The 18,816-nt window shown below is 60.3% G+C and carries 17 protein-coding genes; 10 read left to right on the top strand and 7 right to left on the bottom strand.

All coding sequences use genetic code 11. The features are described from left to right. Positions 1-21: 21 nt before the first annotated feature. The gene (locus AWM69_RS08915) at positions 22-1,194 is read right to left on the bottom strand and encodes a DUF1624 domain-containing protein (protein WP_218726321.1); all 1,173 of its coding nucleotides are present in this window, start codon (positions 1,192-1,194) and stop codon (positions 22-24) included. Positions 1,195-1,441: 247 nt separating this feature from the next. Here AWM69_RS08915 and AWM69_RS08910 point away from each other — a divergent pair, with 247 nt between their 5' ends. From AWM69_RS08910 to AWM69_RS08880, 7 genes are all read left to right on the top strand, one after another. Further along, complete coding sequence (locus tag AWM69_RS08910; protein WP_218726320.1) at positions 1,442-2,806, top strand: OprD family porin; 1,365 nt, start codon at positions 1,442-1,444, stop codon at positions 2,804-2,806. 92 nt (positions 2,807-2,898) lie between these two features. Then, positions 2,899-4,239 carry an MFS transporter gene (locus AWM69_RS08905; protein ID WP_218726319.1) on the top strand — a complete coding sequence of 447 codons (1,341 nt, stop codon included), beginning with the start codon at positions 2,899-2,901 and terminating at the stop codon, positions 4,237-4,239. Between the two features lie 75 nt (positions 4,240-4,314). After that, the gene (locus AWM69_RS08900; RefSeq protein WP_218726318.1) at positions 4,315-5,511 is read left to right on the top strand and encodes a benzoate/H(+) symporter BenE family transporter; all 1,197 of its coding nucleotides are present in this window, start codon (positions 4,315-4,317) and stop codon (positions 5,509-5,511) included. Between the two features lie 189 nt (positions 5,512-5,700). After that, a complete protein-coding gene (locus tag AWM69_RS08895) occupies positions 5,701-6,366 on the top strand; it encodes a c-type cytochrome (RefSeq protein WP_218726317.1) in 666 nt (221 codons plus the stop codon). Beyond that, positions 6,363-7,328 carry a c-type cytochrome gene (locus AWM69_RS08890; protein WP_256930249.1) on the top strand — a complete coding sequence of 322 codons (966 nt, stop codon included), beginning with the start codon at positions 6,363-6,365 and terminating at the stop codon, positions 7,326-7,328. The genes AWM69_RS08895 and AWM69_RS08890 overlap by 4 nt, the downstream gene beginning before the upstream one ends. A gap of 192 nt (positions 7,329-7,520) precedes the next feature. Next, complete coding sequence (locus tag AWM69_RS08885) at positions 7,521-8,210, top strand: HAD-IA family hydrolase (RefSeq protein WP_218726316.1); 690 nt, start codon at positions 7,521-7,523, stop codon at positions 8,208-8,210. A gap of 51 nt (positions 8,211-8,261) precedes the next feature. After that, a complete protein-coding gene (locus tag AWM69_RS08880) occupies positions 8,262-8,639 on the top strand; it encodes a VOC family protein (protein WP_218726315.1) in 378 nt (125 codons plus the stop codon). Between the two features lie 36 nt (positions 8,640-8,675). On the opposite strand, the gene AWM69_RS08875 is transcribed toward AWM69_RS08880, so the two are convergent. Next, positions 8,676-9,827, bottom strand: coding sequence for an HlyD family secretion protein (locus AWM69_RS08875; protein ID WP_218726314.1), 1,152 nt, complete (start codon positions 9,825-9,827; stop codon positions 8,676-8,678). Further along, complete coding sequence (locus tag AWM69_RS08870) at positions 9,824-11,488, bottom strand: MFS transporter (RefSeq protein ID WP_218726313.1); 1,665 nt, start codon at positions 11,486-11,488, stop codon at positions 9,824-9,826. Before AWM69_RS08870 ends, AWM69_RS08875 begins: the two co-directional genes overlap by 4 nt. Positions 11,489-11,579: 91 nt before the next feature. Between AWM69_RS08870 and AWM69_RS08865 the strand changes: the two genes are divergently transcribed. After that, positions 11,580-12,659, top strand: coding sequence for a DNA topoisomerase IB (locus tag AWM69_RS08865; protein WP_218726312.1), 1,080 nt, complete (start codon positions 11,580-11,582; stop codon positions 12,657-12,659). Between the two features lie 26 nt (positions 12,660-12,685). Here the strand turns inward: AWM69_RS08865 and AWM69_RS08860 are convergent, their stop codons facing one another. The 4 genes from AWM69_RS08860 to AWM69_RS08845 form a co-directional block, all read right to left on the bottom strand. Next, on the bottom strand, positions 12,686-14,017 hold the full coding sequence (locus AWM69_RS08860; protein WP_131653874.1) for an MFS transporter: 1,332 nt from the start codon (positions 14,015-14,017) through the stop codon (positions 12,686-12,688). Between the two features lie 54 nt (positions 14,018-14,071). Continuing rightward, complete coding sequence (locus AWM69_RS08855; RefSeq protein WP_218726311.1) at positions 14,072-15,010, bottom strand: LysR family transcriptional regulator; 939 nt, start codon at positions 15,008-15,010, stop codon at positions 14,072-14,074. Positions 15,011-15,062: 52 nt separating this feature from the next. Continuing rightward, the gene (locus AWM69_RS08850) at positions 15,063-16,481 is read right to left on the bottom strand and encodes an FAD-binding oxidoreductase (protein ID WP_218726310.1); all 1,419 of its coding nucleotides are present in this window, start codon (positions 16,479-16,481) and stop codon (positions 15,063-15,065) included. Between the two features lie 191 nt (positions 16,482-16,672). Further along, a complete protein-coding gene (locus tag AWM69_RS08845; protein WP_218726309.1) occupies positions 16,673-17,590 on the bottom strand; it encodes a LysR family transcriptional regulator in 918 nt (305 codons plus the stop codon). Between the two features lie 125 nt (positions 17,591-17,715). On the opposite strand from AWM69_RS08845, the gene AWM69_RS08840 reads away from it, so the two are divergent. Then, positions 17,716-18,474, top strand: a complete 759-nt coding sequence (locus tag AWM69_RS08840) for a 5-oxoprolinase subunit PxpA (protein WP_218726308.1) — start codon at positions 17,716-17,718, stop codon at positions 18,472-18,474. A gap of 91 nt (positions 18,475-18,565) precedes the next feature. Further along, on the top strand, positions 18,566-18,811 hold the full coding sequence (locus tag AWM69_RS08835) for an acetyl-CoA carboxylase (protein ID WP_131653871.1): 246 nt from the start codon (positions 18,566-18,568) through the stop codon (positions 18,809-18,811). The last annotated feature ends 5 nt before the right edge of the window (positions 18,812-18,816 follow it).

Raw genomic sequence — 18,816 nt, 5'->3', positions numbered from 1 at the left:
ACACACAGCCGGGTGTCCGCATCAGAAGTATTTCAGCCATTGGATATCCCGGCGGCGGGCCTTCAGTCCGGCAAACCAGCGCACCGGCACATACAGCGCCGCCGCCAGTAACAGCGAGGTCAGCCAGACCGGCCCGATGCTGTCAAAGCCGAAATAGTCGCCATGGTTGAGCCCGAACAGCGCAACACTTGCCAGGTACAGCACCTTGAGCACATACAGGTGCAACAAATAGAAGAACATCGGCGCGGCGCCAAATACCGCCAGGATGCTGATCCACTTGCGTTGCCCGGCGCGTTCAAAACCCAGCAACAGCAGCAGGCCGATGCCCAGCGTCAGGGCAAGGAACAGCAAGGACGGCGGGTATTTGGTGATGTTGAAAAAACTCATCAGGGTCTGGATGGCATGGTCATGGGCGAACCACTGCGCCTCGCCGTAACCATTGAGCAGACGCAAGGCGACAAAGCCCGACAGCGCACCTGCGGCGGCGAGCAATAAACAGCGCTGGCGGGTGGCGGCACTGGCTGCCCGGGCAAACCAGGGCCCCATGCAATACCCCAGGGCAATCACACCGATCCAGGGCAATACCGGGTAGGACGTGCGCAGCCGCAAGCTGTCCGAAAATTCGATCCAGCCACGGTCATGCAGTATCGCCCACGGCACATGCATCGCTGATCCAGGCGCAAAGTGCAGGCTGTCCAGCAGGTTATGCCCGGCAATGATTGCAACCCCCAGTACCAGCAGTAACGGTCGCGGCAGCCACACCAGCGCGGCCAGGGCGATCATGCTGATGCCAATCGCCCAGATCACTTGCAGGTAGATCACCGTCGGCGGGAACTGGAAGGTCCAGGCAAAATTGACCAGGGTGAACTCCAGCACGACCAGGAACAGGCCCCGCTTGAACAGGAATGCCGAAACATCGCGTTTGCCCTGGTATTTTTCGCCGTACAAAAATGCTGAAAGCCCGGTGAGCAGCACGAATACCGGTGCGCAAAGGTGCGCAAGCGTGCGACTGAAAAACAGAGAAGGATCGGTGGCGTCGATGTTCATCGGATCCACCACCTGACGGTGCAGAAAGAAGGTTTCGCGAACATGGTCCAGCAACATGAAGATGATCACCAACCCCCGCAGGGCATCGATGGATAACAGGCGCTGGCTGGCAGGAGGAGCGGCAGAGGCGTGGGTAACGGAAGTCATTGAAGGATCGCTGGCAGAGGGCATTTAACAGTATTTCGTTATCTTATAACGTTTCCAATCTTCAGCGCCAGAGGCTGAGCGCGGTAAATGAGCCGGCGCTGTACGAGGCGAAGATCTCGATAACAGAGCGCTTCGCAGGAAATGGATATCGATCTGCAGGATTCGGCTATTCCCCATAAATCCGTCTCCCTAGTCTGACTAAGGCTGAAAAAGCAGTTTCGACAATAAAAATAAGAGTAACGATGCCATGCGAGAAGTAGACGTTCATGCGGTCCGCTGTACCCCTCGTTTTCCCGATTTCTGGCCAGCACTCAGGAATGACTGCACACACCGCCAGACGACGGCTCTCGCACCACAATCAAGGCGCGGACGTGCCGAAAAAATCAACATTGCAGGCGCTTCACTGGTACTGGCCATCAGCTTTCCGGCCCAGGCCGAGTTCGTGGAGGACAGTCATTTGAACCTCGGCCTGCGCAATTTCTATCTGGACCGCGACTTCAAGCAGAGTGACGCCCCCAAATCCCGGGTAGGTAGCTGGAGCCAGGGCTTCGATCTGGTGTTCAGGTCCGGCTTCACCGAAGGGCCGGTGCAGTGGGGGCTGGATGCTTCCGGTCAGTATGCCTACCGCCTGGATGGCGGCGGCGGACGAGGCCCGGATGCTGTCCTGCCTTACGACGACAGCAAGGGCCGACCGGCAACCGATTACGGTCGAGCCGGCGTGACGGGCAAGCTCAGGTTCGCCAACACCGAGGTCCGTATCGGTGAGCATCGACCCACGCTGCCGGTGGCGTATACCGACGACTCCCGGCAGTTGGTCACCACCTATGAAGGCGCGACCCTGGAATCAAAGGACTGGGCCGGGTGGACACTCAATGCCGGGCGCTTCTGGAAAATAGCGACCCGCGAGTCCAGCAATCGCGAGGATATCTATCTGTTCGGCGATACACCGCAACAAAGCAGCGACGGACTCAACTTTGCCGGCGCCCGCTATGACTTCAGCCCGACACTCAACGCTACTTACTATATCGCCCAACTCGAAGACATCTATCGCCAGCACTATCTGGCTGTGGCCCACACCACACCGTTTGGCGAGGGCTACAGCCTTAAAACCGATGTTCGCTATTACAACACCCGCGAGGACGGCGCCCGGCTCTCCGGCGATTTCGACAACCAGGCGCTGGGCCTCATGACCGCTCTGCGCAAAGGCGCACATACCTTCACCGTCGGCTACCAGCACATGAGCGGTGACGACGCCTTCCCCTTGCTCAACGGCTATGCGCCACAGCCGTATCTGGTCAACTGGTCCGCCGTCGCCTTTTACAAGGCGGGGGAACGTTCATGGCAGTTGCGTTATGACTATGACTTCGTCGCCATGGGTGTGCCCGGATTGAAATTCATGACCCGTTATCTGCGCGGTACCGATATTGATCGCGGGGCAGGGCAGCAGAACAACATTGAGAGCGAGCGCAATATTTACCTCAACTACGTGGTGCAAAGCGGGCCCTTGCAAGGGCTTGGCTTCGACGCACGCAACATCCAGGTCAAGACCCGCTACGGAGCCGATTTCACTGAAAACCGCCTGATCACCACTTACACCTGGAAATTCTGGTGACCGTGGTGCCCGCCCGCCATGAAAAGAGGTCTGCAGCCCGGGCAAGCGCCTGAGTACGCAGATTCGACGATAAAAACAAGAGTACCGATGCCATGCGAGCAATAGACGTTCACCCAATCATTGATAACGCGCGCTTCAGCCGCTTCCACTGGACGGTCGTAGCGCTCTGCGCGCTGCTGCTGATCTTCGATGGCTATGACCTGTTCATCTTCGGCGTAGTGCTGCCGGCGATCATGCAGGAGTGGGGGCTGACCCCCTTGCAGGCGGGCGCCCTGGGCAGTTATGCACTGTTTGGCATGATGTTCGGCGCGCTGACATTCGGCACGCTGGCGGACAAGATTGGCCGCAAGAAAGGTATCGCCATTTGCTTCACGCTGTTTTCGGCGGCGACCCTGGTCAATGGCTTCGCCAGTAACCCTACCGAGTTCGGCATTTGCCGATTCATTGCCGGTCTGGGGTGCGGAGGATTAATGCCCAACGCGGTGGCATTGATGAGTGAATATGCACCCAAACGCCTGCGCAGCACCCTGGTGGCCGTGATGTTCAGTGGCTACTCGCTGGGCGGCATGCTCGCGGCGGGTGTAGGGATTTACATGCTGCCAACGTTCGGCTGGCAGTCCATGTTTTTTGCCGCCGCCGTCCCCTTGCTGCTCCTGCCGCTGATTCTCTGGTGGCTGCCTGAGTCGGTCGGCTTTCTGGTGCGTGAAGGGCAGACTGCCAAGGCCAGGCTGATCCTCGACAGGATCGATCCAACACTGGCGCTGGATCCCACCGACACCCTGCACATGGCCGATACCAAAGGTCGTGGGGTGGCGGTACTGGAGCTGTTCCGCGACGGTCGCACAACCCGCACGCTGTGCCTGTGGGTGGCTTTCTTTTGCTGCCTGCTGATGGTCTACGCCCTCAGCTCCTGGCTGCCCAAGCTCATGGCCAGCGCGGGATACAGCCTGGGTTCGAGTCTGTCGTTTTTGCTGGTACTGAATTTCGGCGGCATGGCCGGCGCGATTCTGGGGGGCTGGCTGGGTGACCGCTTGAATCTGGGCAAGGTCATGGCGGTGTTTTTCATTGCCGCGGCGCTGTCCATCAGCCTGCTGGGCTTCAAAAGTGCACCGGTGGTGCTGTACCTGCTGATCTTCGTCGCGGGCGCGACCACCATCGGTACCCAGATCCTGCTCTACGCCGGCACCGCTCAGTTCTACGGCTTGTCGATTCGTTCGACAGGGTTGGGCTGGGCTTCCGGTATCGGTCGCAACGGCGCGATCCTCGGGCCGTTGCTGGGCGGTGCGCTGATGGGCATGAACCTGCCCCTGCAATTGAACTTCATCGCCTTCGCTGTCCCGGGCGCCGTGGCCGCATTGGCCATGGCGCTGTTTATTGTCAGCAGTCACCGTCAACAGGCCGCGCCGAGCGTCCTGATCACCGCCAAGCCGTAACCGCCGGCGTCTTGCTCCCAAAGGGGAGCAGGGCGCTCATGAGCGGTCATTGTTCACTGCCTTGTGCGAGGCCCCATGAAAAACCTGCTCAATGATTGTTCGTTATCGGCTGTTGTGGCCGGGATGATCGCCACGTTTATCTCCTATGCCGGCCCGCTGGTGATCATCTTTCATGCCGCGCAAAATGCGTCTTTGTCTCCTGAAATACTTTCGTCCTGGGTCTGGGCAATTTCCATCGGCAGTGGCGTACTCGGGGCCGTGCTGAGTTTACGCTGGCGCGTACCGGTGGTGATTGCCTGGTCAATCCCGGGCTCGGCGCTTCTGGTCACGGCTCTGCCACACACAGGACTGAACCAGGCGATAGGCGCTTATCTGGTGGCCAACCTGATCTTGCTGCTTATCGGTCTCAGTGGTGCCTTCGACCGGATCATTGCACGCTTGCCCGGTTCGATTGCCGCCGGTATGCAAGCCGGCATCCTGTTCTCATTCGGCATCGAGGTGTTCCGTGCCTTGCCGGTGCAACCCATGTTGGTGCTGTCCATGTTCATCACCTACATCGTGATGCGCCGGGCATGGCCACGCTATGCGGTGGCGGCAGTGCTGCTGGTGGGCGGCGCGATCACACTGCTGGGCGGGCATTTGCGCAGCGAAGCGCTGGTGTTCGCCTTGGCGACACCGCAGTGGATCACCCCCGAATTCAACCTCGCAGCCATCCTGAACCTGTCACTGCCCTTAGTGCTCGTGGCGCTGACCGGGCAATTCATGCCGGGCATGGCCGTGCTGCGCAATGCAGGCTTCAACACGCCGGCCAGCCCGATCATCAGTGCCAGCGCCCTGGGCGGAATGTTGCTGGCGCCTTTTGGTTGTCATGGCCTGAATCTGGCCGCGGTAACTGCCAGCCTGTGTGCGGGCAAGGAAGCCCACGAGAACCCAAAGCGGCGCTATATCGCCGCGCTGTCGGGGAGTGCGACTTACCTGGTGTTCGGTATTGCGGGGGCCACGCTGGTATCGCTGTTCGCCGCATTCCCGGCCGCCTTGATCGCAGCCCTGGCGGGGTTGGCGCTCTACGGTGCCATCAGTGATGCGCTGGTGCGTAGCCTGGCCGAGCCCAAGGAGCGCGACGCCGGGTTGTTCACCTTTCTGGTCACCGCGTCAGGTGTGTCTTTTCTTGGGATGTCGGCCGCATTCTGGGGACTGATGTTTGGCGTGCTCGCACACTTTTTGATCGTTGCCCGGCGACCGGCCCCCGCTGCCTGCTCCTCGCAAAATTGATACCGACTACGACGTACAACCCTGCGCCTGCCCGCGAAGACCCTCTGTCTCCAAGCCGGACAAATTATTTGACAATATAACTTTTCGGTATAAGTTTATTCCATAAAAGCAGTGCATGGCCAAGTGCCTCCCTGTCCTCACGGACAGGATGGCCATTGACGCTGTCATTAGCCGAAGGAGATAAGAAATATGAATCTTGCAAAGAGATTCAGCCTCACCGCGAGTGTGAGCACCGTTGTTCTCATGCTGTCGATACCCGCCCACGCCGAGACTTCAGGACAGAAAATCTACACCCAGGGTGGTGCGTCGCCAGCCGCCATGGCCTGCGCTGCCTGCCATGGTGCCAACGGTATGGGTACCGCCAGCGCCGGATTTCCCCGCCTGGCAGGCTTGCCCGCCGGGTACATGGCCAAGCAGATTGAGGATTTTCGTTCAGGCCAGCGGGCCAATGGCGTGATGCAACCCATCGCCATTGCCCTTGGCGATGCCGAAGTCGATGCCGTTGCCACCTATATGGCGGGAATGAGCCCCGGTGCTGCGAGCACGGCACTCGACCCGACAGGCCCTGTCACCAATGCAGCAGAAAAACTGGTGAAGCAAGGCGACTGGAGTCGGAATATTCCGGCCTGCGTTGCCTGCCACGGAGAGGGCAAAACCGGTGTTGGCAGCAGCTTCCCGCCGTTGATGGGGCAATCCGGGGTTTACCTCGCAGCACAGTTGGATGCCTGGCGCAGCGGCACCCGCAAAAATGACCCCAATGACCTGATGGGACATGTCGCCCGCTCGCTGACCGACACTGAGGTGAAAGCCATCTCCACGTATTTCGACAGCCTGAACGGGGAGGCGAGCCAATGAATTTCCCAGTGAAAGTGTTGCTGACCGTCGGCATAGCAGTGCCACTGCTCGCGGCCAAAACGTACTACGAAGAGCGGGATATGACACCGGTCCCGGCGCCTTCAGCGGTGCAGCCGAGCGTGGCTGCAGACACGCCAGCGCCCTCGGCAAAACCCTCCAACGGGGTCTTTACACCCCCGGATGAGTCTCAGCTGCCGGATAATGCCTTTGGCGAACTGGTGCTGCAGGGGCGCAATATTTTCGTCAATACCCCGCAAAATGCTGCCGAATTCGTCGGTAACGGGCTTAGCTGCAGTAACTGCCACCTCGACCAGGGCCGTAAAGCGGATTCCGCTCCTCTGTGGGGGGCTTATGGCATGTACCCGGCCTATCGAAAAAAGAACGACAAGGTCAATACGTTTACCGAACGGATGCAAGGCTGCTTTGAGTTCAGTATGAATGGCAAGGCTCCGTCCAGTGACAGCCACGTCATGAAAGCGTTGAGCACTTATGCGTATTGGCTGGCGACCCAGGCCCCCATCGGCGAGAGCCTTCCAGGCCGTCTTTACCCTGTGATTCCGGCGCCTGAAAAAGGCTACGATCTGGCCAAAGGCAAGCAGATATACGCCGCCCAATGCGCCCTCTGCCATGGCGATGAAGGGCAGGGGCAAAAGTCCGCAGGCAAATTTGTCTTCCCGCCGCTGTGGGGCAAAGACTCGTACAACTGGGGCGCCGGGATGCACCGTATCAATACGGCAGCCGGCTTCATCAAGCAAAACATGCCCCTCGGTAAGGGCAACACCCTGAGCGATGAAGAGGCCTGGCACGTGGCCGCCTATGTCAATAGCCATGAAAGGCCTCAAGACCCGCGCCTTGTCGACGGCTCCGTTGAAAAGACCCGTAAAAAGTTCCATGAAGGCGATGGCGTGAACCTGTATGGCGAGTCGGTCAACGGCGTGCTGCTGGGGCAGGGCACTGATTGACCACCTGACGGTCAGCGACAAATACCGCTGCAGGCGCGAGCAACCTTGCGCCTGCAGCGGCTGCTTATTGTGGGATTTTTCCTCATACCATTGCCGTAACTTATCCGTTGCTTATAGTCTAGGGTGACTCTCTGGCTGAATCCTTTTAGTCCTCCACGTCACCGGTGCCTTGTTGCGCCTACGGATCTGTTGATGAATGCACCGCTAACTGCTACTGGCCCGATCAAGGCTGTGATTTTCGATATGGACGGCTTGCTACTGGACACGGAAGGCATCTACACCGAAGTCACACGAATCATTGCCGAACGTTATGGCCGCACCTACGACTGGGAAATCAAGCAGCACATCATTGGCCGTGGGGCCATGGATCTGGCCGAGTACATCGTCACGGCGCTGGAGTTACCGATCACGGCCAGCGAGTTCCTGGAAATCCGCGAACCGCTGATCAGCGAACGTTTCCCCAAGGCGCTGGGCATGCCGGGCGCTGAAGCCCTGGTGCGGCATCTCAAGGCACACAACATTCCGATTGCCGTGGGTACCAGTTCATCCAGCCACTCATTCGGTCACAAGACCACCTTGCACCGTGAATGGTTTGACCTGTTCGACACCATTGTCACCGCCGATGATCCCGAGGTCGGGGCGGCCAAGCCGGCACCCGATATCTTCCTCACCGCTGCTCGCCGATTGGGCGTTGCGCCCGAAGACTGCCTGGTTTTTGAAGACTCACCCTTCGGCGTCACCGCCGCCAAAGCAGCGCACATGACCGCTATCGCCGTGCCGGACGAAGCCATGGCCGACAGCAAGTACCCCCATGCCGACCAGATCATTCGCAAGCTGGCCGACTTCAACCTGGCCTCCTACGGACTGCCGTCGCAGGCATAAGGGGTATCCGGCACGCCCTGAACAGCCGTGCCATTCACTGGAGCCTGTACTTTGATCGATCATCTTGACCACCTGGTATTGACGACCTGCAACGTCGATGCCTGCAAGGATTTCTATACCCGGGTTCTGGGCATGCGTGCCGAGACCTTTGGCAGCGGTCGTTTGGCGTTCCATTTTGGGGAGCAGAAAATCAATGTCCACGAGCGTGGGCATGAGATCGACCCCAAGGCCCATTTACCCGTCCCTGGATCGCTGGATCTCTGCTTCATTGCCCGTGAAGGGCTGGATCGCGTCATCGCGCATTTGCATGAACAGCGCTGGCCTATTCTGGAAGGGCCTGTACCACGAACAGGGGCCACGGGGCCCCTACGTTCGGTGTACCTGAGAGATCCTGACCTGAATCTGATCGAGATTGCCGAACAGGCCTGACGTCCAGCCGCGTATGGCTCGACATCAACCCAGCTGTCACTGAGGCTTGTCAGCGGCATCTTCTTGGGCGGCCGTATCGATACTCACCACCACCGACATGCCCGGACGCAGCCGCTCGCTCTGTTCCTGGTCTGCATCCACGGTGATACGCACCGGCACCCGCTGTGAAATCTTGACGAAGTTGCCGGTGGCGTTGTCCGCCTGCAACAGGCTGAACTCAGACCCGGTTGCCGGTGAGATACGCTGCACCCGGCCCTGGAACTTGCGGTGGCCCAGAGCATCCACAGTGAAGCTCGCCGGCTGGCCGACCTTCACGTTGTCCATCTGGGTTTCCTTCATGTTGGCAATCACCCAGAACTGGTTGGGCACCAACGCCATCAATTGCGCACCGGAGTTTACATAGGCCCCCAGACGCACACCGATCTGTCCAAGCTGGCCGTCCTTTGGCGCGATGATGCGGGTGTTGGACAAATCGATCCGGGCCAGTTGCACGGCCGCTTGCGCACTGGCCACGGCGGCCTCCTGTGAACCGCGATTGACGATGACGGATTGCAGGTCCTGTCGCGCAATTTCCAGATTTGCCTGGGCTTGGGCCACTGCCGCAATGGCCTGGGCGTTCGCGGCCAGCGTAACGTCGAGCTCGCGCCGGGACACGGAGCCGTCATCCACCAGCGCCTGGTTACGGCGCAGGTCGGCCGCGCTTTTACGCGCCTGTGCCTGCGCATCGGCAACACCGGCCTGGCGCAGTTTGATTGTGGCCTCGGCGCTGTTGCGTTGCTGCACCACGTTGGCCAGCGCGGCTTTTTGCACCGCCAGCTGCGCCAGCGACTGATCAAGGCGCTGCCTGTAGATCCGGTCGTCGAGGCGTACCAGCAGGTCACCGGCTTTCACGAATTGAAAATCCTGCACCGGCACTTCGTACACATAGCCGCTCAGTTGTGGGCCGATGATGGTCACCTGGCCGCGTACCAGGGCGTTTTCCGTGGTTTCGATCGAGCTGCTGAACGGCGGCAATTGCCAGGCATACAACACCACCAGCACCCCGGCCAGGGCAACGCCCGCAAAACCCAGGCTGGACAGGATGCGCACAGGCCGCGAACGTGGCTGTGTGGCCGCAGTGGAGGGCGGCGGGGTGCCCTCAGGCGTGGCGGCAATGGCGTTGGTGGTTGTGGTCGTCGGTTCGGTCATGAAGAGGTGGCACCGCTGGGTTGTACGGAAGGAATGGCGGGAGTCGGGGCGACAGCCTTGGTGGTGCACCTCAACCATAACGCACGAATGGAGATCCAGATCATGGTCAGTATGGCTATGACGGCAATCAGCATGAACACATCGTTATAGGCCAGCACATTGGCCTCACGGGTGGCGGCCGCGGCCAGACTGCGGATGCCCTGCAGGTTGCGCAGACTCGGGTCGGCGATCAATGAACCGACGGCCGAGCCGCCGCTCTGCACCCGCGCCTCGACACGAGGGTCGAGCAAGGTCAGGTGCTCGACGATGTGGCTGGAATGAAACTTCTCGCGCACGATCTGGAACGTCCCCAGCAGCGCCGCGCCGATCAGCCCGCCCAGGTTCTGGCAGATCCCGAACAGCACCGAGAAACTGATCAGGTTGCGCGGATTGCTCAATACATTGCCCATGCCGTAGATCATGGTCGGGCCGAGGAAAAACGTCCCGCCGAAAGCCAGCAGAAACTGGCTGATATAGAGGTTTCCCGGGCGCGTCAGGTTGTTGGAGTAGCTGTCCATCACTGAACCGGTGGCCATCAGCGCCAACGAAATGATCACGGGCAGGTACAGGTGTTTCGGGTTGATCGTCAGCGCGCTGATGACGAGACCGGCCACGCTGCCCAGCAGCATGACCACATACAGGCTGTGCAATTGCTGGCTGCTCATGTTCAGCGTCTGCATGAAGCCAACCGCTCCGGTGGACTGCTCGGACAGCACCATGCGGATCAGAATCACTGACAGACCCAGGCGGATCATTGTTCCGCTGCCCAGCCAGCGGGTCATCAACATGGGGTTGTCGCGGTTATGCTCAATGGCCAGTCCCGCCATGATCAGCACGATCGCCCCCACCGACGCGTAACCGATCCAGGGTGCCTCGAGCCACCAGTCGATGCGCCCCAGGGACAGCACGGCACACAGCAGGGCCACGCCGCTGGCCAACAATGTGAAGGTGAGGAAATCAAGGGCCTCGAATGTCTTGAAGCGGTCGCCGGGTGGCAGCTTGAGCAGAAACACACAGCCCAGCGACAGCAGCGCCATGCCCAGCTCAAACAGGTAGAGCCCGCGCCACTCGGCAATCTGCAGCAGGTCTTCAGAGAACAACCGGGCCAGCGGCAAGGCCAGCTGCGAAGCCCCCAGGCCCAGCACCAGCGCCTTCAGCCGCCACTTGCTCGGGAACGCCTGGATCATGTAGTACAGGCCCAGCGAGGTCAGTGCCGCACCCACCATGCCATGGGCCGCCCGTACGGCAATCGCCGAGTTGAGATCGTTGACGAACAAGTGAGCGAAGGTGACCAGCGCATAGAGCACCAGAAACACCTCAGTGAATGCCCTCAGGCCAAACTGCTGGCGAAACTTGACCAGCAACAGGTTCATCGAGACGTTGGTCATGACATACGCGGCCGGCAGCCAGGCCATTTCTGCCGTGGTTGCACCGAGCGAGCCTTGCAGATAAGGCAGGTTGGCAATCACCAGCGAGTTACCCAGGCCACCGGTCAACGCCACCAGTAAACCTACCAGCGCAAAGGCCAGACGCTTCAGGGCGGGGTGTTCGGGGGTAGAAGGCGAGCCGGGAAGGGACGGCTTTTCATGGGGCAGCCAGGCACGTGGGGTGTAGTCTTTCATTCAAAGGCCTTTAAAACACGGCTGGATTCATGAGCGCGACAGCCGGGCTCAGTGGCGCTATCTTCTCATGATTATCGCCAAGGATTGCAACATGCCCGATATTGCACCTACGGCGGTGCTGCCGCCAGATCTGCACTATGTCGATGACACGCAGCCAGGCATCACCCGGAAAAAACAGCGCGGACAGTTTTGTTACTTTGATCCAGCCGGTCGACGGATCAATGATCAAGACGAAGTCAAACGGATCGACGCCTTGGCGATACCGCCTGCCTACCGTGATGTGTGGATCTGCGCCGACCCGCGCGGCCACGTGCAAGCCACCGGCCGTGACGCCAGAGGCCGCAAGCAATACCGATACCATGCGCGCTGGCGCGAGGTGCGCGATGCCAGCAAATTTTCGCGGTTGCACAGTTTCGGCCAGGCATTGCCGAAGCTGCGTAAACAGCTCGAGGCCATGATCAGCACGCCCGGCTACAGTCGCGACAAGGTAATGGCCACTGTGATGACCCTGCTTGACGAGACCCTCATCCGAGTCGGCAACCACCAGTACGCCCGGGATAACCGCTCTTTTGGGCTGACGACATTGCGCAACCGGCATGTGGAGGTGAGCGGGGCCACTATTACCTTCCAGTTCCGGGGCAAAAGCGGCGTGGAACATCAAGTCTCAGTCAAAGATCGCCGTCTGGCGCGCATCATCAAGCGCTGCCTGGAAATCCCGGGGCAGGACCTGTTTCAGTACCTTGATGAGGACGGCGCTCGCCACACGGTCAGTTCTTCGGATGTGAATGCGTGCCTGAAATGCCTCACCGGCGCCGATTTCACCGCCAAGGATTACCGCACCTGGGCCGGCAGCGCGCTGGCGTTGTCGATGTTGCGCCAATTGCAATGGGAGCCGGAGGCTGAAGCCCGGCGCCATGTCACGGACGTCGTTAAAGCAGTCGCCAGGCACTTGGGTAACACACCGGCGGTTTGCCGCGAGTGTTATATCCATCCGGCTGTACTTGAGGGATTCCTGGAAGGTGGTTTGGCACAACTGCCCAGACCGCGAGCCCGTAAAGGCCTGAAGGTCGAGGAAGTTGGCCTGGCGATGTTTTTGGAACGGCACCTGCGTACTGCCGAAACCGCATCGCCCGGCCAGGGGCCAGCCAAAGCGGTGCGGCATCGCACATAAGCGGGCAGGCTCCGGGTTGTGACGTCTCAGGACACCGTTTTCAAGCCCGCGCCCAGGGGATCTTTTCGCGGGCGCGACACGCTCAGCCCCAGAAGTCCGCCGATCACCAGTGCGCCCGCCATGAAGTACATGGCCGCCTGGGTGTTGCCGGTGAGCTGCGTCAACCAGCCGACCACAATCGTGCTGAAGAACCCTGCGACATTCCCCAGGGAGTTGATCAACGCAATCCCGGCCGCCGCCGCAGCGCCGCCGACCACCGCGGTGGGCATGCCCCAGAACACGGGCAAGCTGCTGATCATGGCTGCGGTACCGATGGTCAGACCGATCATCGACAGCAACAGGCTGTCGCCGAACAAGGTGCCGAACACGACACCGCCAGCGCCGATAAAGGCGCAGATACCGAGGTGCCAGCGATATTCGCGATGGCGGTCGGAGCTGCGTCCCACCAGTACCATGCTCAGGGTCGCCACGGAGTAGGGGATTGCAGTCAGTACACCGATGGCCCACGGTTCGGCCACGCCGCTGTTGCGGATGATGGTCGGCATCCAGAAGCTGATCACGTACTGCCCCAAGACCAGGCAGAAATAAACCGCGCCCAGCAGCCAGATTTTCGGATTCAATAAACCGTCGCGCACCGAATTCCGGGGCTTATCCATGGCTTCGCGGTCCAGGGCCGCCTGCATCCCGCGCTTTTCTTCGGGGCTGAGCCAGGGGGCATCGGCGATGCGGTCACGCAGCAGGAAGAACACTGCAGCCCCCAGCGCCACTGCCGGCAGGCCTTCAATCACGAACAGCCATTGCCAGCCGGCATAACCTGCGACGCCATCGAGCGATTGCATGATCAGCCCGGAAATCAGCGAGCCGAGCATGCTCGAGATCGGCAAGGCAGCGATGAACAGCGAAATCATCACCCCGCGCCGATGACTCGGGAACCAGGTGGTGAGGTAGAAAATGATCCCGGGGAAGAAGCCGGCTTCGGCGACGCCAATCAGAAAGCGCAGCACGTAAAAACTCATCGGCGTTTCGATAAACATCATGGCGGCCGAGAGCAGGCCCCAGGTCATCATGATCCGGGCGATCCAGCGCCGGGCGCCAAACCGGTGCAGTGCAATATTGCTGGGGATCTCGAACATCAGGTAGCCGACAAAAAACACACCGGCGCCTAACCCGTAAACGGCATCGCTGAACTTCAAGTCATCGAGCATCTGCAATTTGGCAAAGCCGACATTCACCCGGTCGAGGTAAGCCACCAGATAGCAGACGATCAGTAGCGGTATGACCCGCCACGCGGTTTTTCGGTAGGCCGATTGCAGGGCATGGTCCGGCATGTCACCGGGTTGCGGCGATAACGTGTTCATCTCGAGCCTCTTTCTTGTTGTTGTAGGGGCGTTCTGGAAATGCCAGGGTTCACCTCAGAGGGCACGGCCTCCCGGCCAGTCACCGCATTCGCACATGTTGCGCACGACTTCGCGGATCAACTCACTGATCAGTGTTTTTAGCGGGCTGGCTGGCATCGAGGCACAGCTGCAGATACCCAGGGTTCTGGAAAATCCGTCTGCGGCAATCCGGTGCGCAACCAGACGCCCGTCTTCGATTTCACGCATGGCCAGATTCAACGGCATGATGGTGTGGCCAATGCCGGCTTCGACCGCACTTTTGAGAATGTGTACCGAGTTGACCTCCATGGCGATATCGCCCGCTGCCAATCCGCGCTCTTTCACCGCACGCTCGACGAGGGTACGCGTGCAGTGGCCATGGGCCTGGCTGGGGAACACCAGCGGCCGGGCCAGCGCTTGCGCCAGCGAAACCTCGCCCGCAGCAGGTGCGTCGGGCGCATTGGCCCGGTGGATGAGGTAAAAGTCCTCTTCGATCAACGCGCTGAACAGCACCTGCGGCGGCAAATCGAGAGAAGAAAACAGCGCCAGGTCTACGCGACCACGAGTCAGTTGATCCATGACATTGCCGGTCAACTCTTCGTTGAGATGGAATGACACCTGCGGGTAACGCGCAGCCACCGCACGCAGCAGTGGCATGGCGAGAAGGGTGGCGACACTTTGCGGCAGCGCAACGATGATCGACCCGCTGACCAGCTCCGGGCTGCTGCTGACGGCAGCGCGGGCATCGACCAGGTGTTTGAGCATGCCCAGGGCATATTCATAAAAGACCTTGCCGGCCTCACTGGGAATCACCCCGTTGTGGCTGCGATGAAACAACTGCACACCCAGTTCGTCTTCCAGCGCAGACATCTGCTTGCTCAATGCCGATTGCGCCACATGCACCTGGCGAGCGGCCCGGGACAGACTGCCGCAGTCGATCACGGCAACAAAATATTTGATCTGACGGATTTCCATGGGGCGCTTCCTGCAGGGCTCGTACGTACGGGGCCGGTGATGGTACAGCGCGTCAGCCTGTCGAGTGCCCGCGAGGAAAGATCTTCCCGGGGTTCATCAGTTGTTTCGGGTCGAGGGTCGCCTTGATCGCCTTCATGACGTCCACGGCATTCTCGCCGTGCTCAACGGCCATGTAGTGCTGTTTGGTCAACCCGATCCCGTGTTCGCCCGTGCAACTGCCGTGCATGGCAATCGCACGCTCGGCCAGCCGATGAGCCACGGCTTCGGCGCGCTGGACTTCATCCTGATCCTCGGGATCGACCAGTATCAACGCATGGAAATTGCCATCACCCACGTGACCGAAAATTGGAGCGAGCAGGCCATTTTCGGCAAGGTCAGCGGCAGTGGCCTCGATACAATCGGCAAGCCGCGAAATCGGCACCACGGCATCGGTGGTCAGGGCGCGGCAACCGGGCCGCAGGGCCAGGGCCGCGAAATAAGCGTCGTGCCGTGCTTGCCACAAACGGCTGCGGTCTTCCGGGTGCACGGCCCACTCAAAGTCCAGGCCCTGATGCTCGTCCGCCACCATCCGCACGGTTTCGATCTGCTCCTTAACCCCCGCTTCGGAGCCGTGCAGCTCGAAAAACAACGAGGGCGCCTCGCGCAGTTGGGTGTTGCTGTAGGCATTGAGGGCGCCCATGGTCAATGCGTCGAGCAGTTCGATACGGGCAATGGGCACGCCGAGTTGAATCGTCTGAATGACCGCGCGGACCGCAAGCTCAACACTTGGGAACCGGCAGACGGCCGCCGAGATCGCTTCGGGAATCGGGTGCAACTTGACGGTCAGCTCGGCGATGGTCGCCAGCGTACCGCCTGAACCCACCAGCAAATGCGTCAAGTCGTAGCCGGCCGAGGACTTGCGTGCCCGTCCGCCGGCATTGATCACCCGGCCATCAGCCAGCACGGCGGTCATGCCCAGCACGTTTTCGCGCATGGTGCCGTAGCGCACGGCGTTGGTTCCGGAGGCCCGAGTCGCCGCCATCCCGCCCAGGGAGGCATCTGCGCCCGGGTCGATCGGGAAGAACAGTCCTGTGCCATGCAATGCGGCGTTCAACTGCTTGCGGGTCACGCCGGGTTGCACGGTGGCGTCCATATCGTCGACACGGATATCGAGAATCCGGTTCATGCCCGAAACATCAATGCTCACACCGCCGTGCGATGCCTGCAACCAGCCCTCCAGGGACGTGCCGCTGCCATAGACGATCATGGGGACATCGTTGCGATAGCAGGCCCTGCTGATGTCGACGATATCGTCAAGGCTGTTGGCGTACGCCACGGCGTCCGGCGGCATGGGGTCGAGTGCGGAAATATCGCTGCCATGGTGCTCACGCACGCTGGCCGCGGTAGAAAATCGTGTGCCGAGCAATTGGCACAGCTCATCGCGCAATGATTGCGGGAGGGCCGGGCGGTCACAAGCAGCAGGGAAGGTCATCGAGCAATCTCCGGTTATTGTTCGCGGCGTGAAGCCTGCGGCATTTGTAGGGAGTTATCGCTCATCTTAGGCAGCCTTGGGCCAACGCTTGTAGTGCTGATTTCAGATGGAGCCATCTGGAAAAGAGATGGCCATTAACGGCAAAAATGACCGGGCAGGCCCCGCGGTGCGTATTCCACTGGGCTGGGTGTTCAGCGCCGGGCAGAGAGTTGTTGCGGCGCCAGGAAAGCATCGTGGAAGTAGTTACGAAACGCCTGCATGGCCGGGCTGAACTCACGCTCGCGGTGCCAGGCCAGCCCCACGCTCATCGGCGTTACCTCGTCGGTGATGGTCAGGGTTTCGATGCGTTTGCCTTCCAGTGACCACGGCCGGTGCACCAGGTCCGACAGGATCGCCACGCCGCTGCCATTGGCAACCATGCTGCGAACCGCTTCCACCGAGCTGGTGCGCACGCGCACGTTGGGTTGACGCTGGGCATGCTCCCAATAACGCATGGCGCTTTGTTCGGCTTCGTCGACCGTCAGCAGAATGTAGGGCTCTTTCGCCACGTCATCGAGGCTGACCGCGGTACGCTCACACAGCGGGTGATGGCTGGGCAGCCATAGCCGGCGTTCGGAGTTGAAAAGGGTCTCCGAGATGATATCCGGGTGCGTCAGGTTGGCGGTGAGCACAACCGCCATGTCGAATCGGCCCTCCAGCAGGCCTTGCTCGATGGCGCTGCGTTCTTGCTCATGGACTTCGATCGCCACATCCGGGTGCCAATGCTCCAGCCGTTGCAGATGATGCGGCAAGAAATATCCGATGACGGTGTAACTGGCCGCCAATCGCAACAGGCCACTGGCGCGTACATCGGGCAGCGGGCTGTTCAGCGCGTCATCGACGCTGCGCAAAATTACGTAGGCCCGATTCAGAAAGTGCCGACCGGCATCGGTCAGGTTCATGCCCTGGGCCGAACGCTGAAATAACAGCGTGCCAAGCAAGGCTTCCAGTTCCTTGATCGCCGTGGTGACCGCCGATTGGGAAATGTTCAGGTGCAGGGCGGCTTGAGAAATTTGCCCGACCTCGGCAGTGGCAACGAAATAGCGGACCTGGCGCAAGGTGAGTGACATGAGGGCTCCGGCCGACGAGGTATCTGTTTTTCAGAAGATACTCTATCTGTTAATAGATCTACCCAAGGGGCAAGCAGGAATCTAACGTGGCCTGCATGAAGTCACAAGCGCCAGGAGCAAGCAGCATGCAAGCAGTAGATTTCAATTCGGACATGGGCGAAGGCTTCGGCCCGTGGACCATCGGTGACGGTGTTGACGATCAACTGATGGCCTTTATCAGTTCAGCCAATATCGCCACTGGCTTTCACGCCGGCGACCCTGGCACCATGCGCCGCACCGTCGAGCAGGCCAGGCGCCTGGGCGTGGCTGTCGGCGCCCATCCGGGGTTCAGAGACCTGGTCGGCTTTGGCCGACGGCACATCAATGCGCCTGCGCAGGAACTGGTCGACGACATTCTTTATCAGTTGGGTGCCCTGCGTGAAATCGCCCGGGCACAAGGTGTCTCCCTGCAACATATCAAGCCCCACGGTGCGCTTTACATGCACCTGGCCCGGGACGAAGAAGCGGCCCGTTTACTGGTGGAAAATCTCCAGCGCCTGGAACCCGGGTTGCTGCTGTATTGCATGCCGGGCTCAGTGATCTGCCGGGTCGCCCAAGCGCTCGGCCAACCCGTAATTCGCGAGTTCTACGCCGACCGTGAGTACGACCTCAGCGGCTCCATCGTGTTCACCCGTCATGTACGCGCCCTCGATCCGGCCACCGTGGCCGCACGGGTGCTGCGTGCCTGTCAGGAGGGCGTGGTGCGCACGGTCGAAGGCGAAGACCTGAGCATTGAATTCGACTCGATCTGTTTGCACAGCGACACGCCGGGGGCTCTGGCGCTCGTCGAAGCCACGCGTAATGCGCTGGATAACGCCGGGATCAAGGTGCACGCACCACGCTGATACCCGACAAAGACGGGTGCATCGATACCCGCCGTTGAACACCTCTTCATTTTTGCCTGCCTTTCTACAACTATTCCAAAAAGGAACTGACATGGCCGAACATAACGTCATTACCCCGTTGCCCGGGACCTTCTACCGTAAAGCCACTCCGGAATCGGCGAACTTCGTCGAAGCAGGGGACCAGGTCGGCGCCGACACGGTCATCGGCCTGATCGAAGTCATGAAGCAGTTTTCCGAATTGACCGCCGGGGCCTCCGGTCGCCTCAACGCCTTCCTGGTCGAAGACGGTGATCCGGTTGAACCGGGCCAGGTTGTTGCTTCACTCGATGTGATATGAGGGGG

Origin of the sequence: Pseudomonas sp. D1HM (genome assembly GCF_019266105.1) — a bacterium.
Taxonomy (GTDB): Bacteria; Pseudomonadota; Gammaproteobacteria; order Pseudomonadales; family Pseudomonadaceae; genus Aquipseudomonas; species Aquipseudomonas taetrolens.
The sequence above is the reverse complement of the archived record's forward strand: the minus strand, read 5'-3'. Positions and strand labels throughout refer to the sequence as shown.

Coding starts and splice junctions, on each gene's coding strand:
- AWM69_RS08915 (WP_218726321.1), bottom strand. CDS start 1,194: ATGACTTCCGTTACCCACGCCTCTGCCGCTCCTCCTGCCAGCCAGCGC.
- AWM69_RS08910 (WP_218726320.1), top strand. CDS start 1,442: ATGCGAGAAGTAGACGTTCATGCGGTCCGCTGTACCCCTCGTTTTCCC.
- AWM69_RS08905 (WP_218726319.1), top strand. CDS start 2,899: ATGCGAGCAATAGACGTTCACCCAATCATTGATAACGCGCGCTTCAGC.
- AWM69_RS08900 (WP_218726318.1), top strand. CDS start 4,315: ATGAAAAACCTGCTCAATGATTGTTCGTTATCGGCTGTTGTGGCCGGG.
- AWM69_RS08895 (WP_218726317.1), top strand. CDS start 5,701: ATGAATCTTGCAAAGAGATTCAGCCTCACCGCGAGTGTGAGCACCGTT.
- AWM69_RS08890 (WP_256930249.1), top strand. CDS start 6,363: ATGAATTTCCCAGTGAAAGTGTTGCTGACCGTCGGCATAGCAGTGCCA.
- AWM69_RS08885 (WP_218726316.1), top strand. CDS start 7,521: ATGAATGCACCGCTAACTGCTACTGGCCCGATCAAGGCTGTGATTTTC.
- AWM69_RS08875 (WP_218726314.1), bottom strand. CDS start 9,827: ATGACCGAACCGACGACCACAACCACCAACGCCATTGCCGCCACGCCT.
- AWM69_RS08870 (WP_218726313.1), bottom strand. CDS start 11,488: ATGAAAGACTACACCCCACGTGCCTGGCTGCCCCATGAAAAGCCGTCC.
- AWM69_RS08865 (WP_218726312.1), top strand. CDS start 11,580: ATGCCCGATATTGCACCTACGGCGGTGCTGCCGCCAGATCTGCACTAT.
- AWM69_RS08860 (WP_131653874.1), bottom strand. CDS start 14,017: ATGAACACGTTATCGCCGCAACCCGGTGACATGCCGGACCATGCCCTG.
- AWM69_RS08855 (WP_218726311.1), bottom strand. CDS start 15,010: ATGGAAATCCGTCAGATCAAATATTTTGTTGCCGTGATCGACTGCGGC.
- AWM69_RS08850 (WP_218726310.1), bottom strand. CDS start 16,481: ATGACCTTCCCTGCTGCTTGTGACCGCCCGGCCCTCCCGCAATCATTG.
- AWM69_RS08845 (WP_218726309.1), bottom strand. CDS start 17,590: ATGTCACTCACCTTGCGCCAGGTCCGCTATTTCGTTGCCACTGCCGAG.
- AWM69_RS08840 (WP_218726308.1), top strand. CDS start 17,716: ATGCAAGCAGTAGATTTCAATTCGGACATGGGCGAAGGCTTCGGCCCG.
- AWM69_RS08835 (WP_131653871.1), top strand. CDS start 18,566: ATGGCCGAACATAACGTCATTACCCCGTTGCCCGGGACCTTCTACCGT.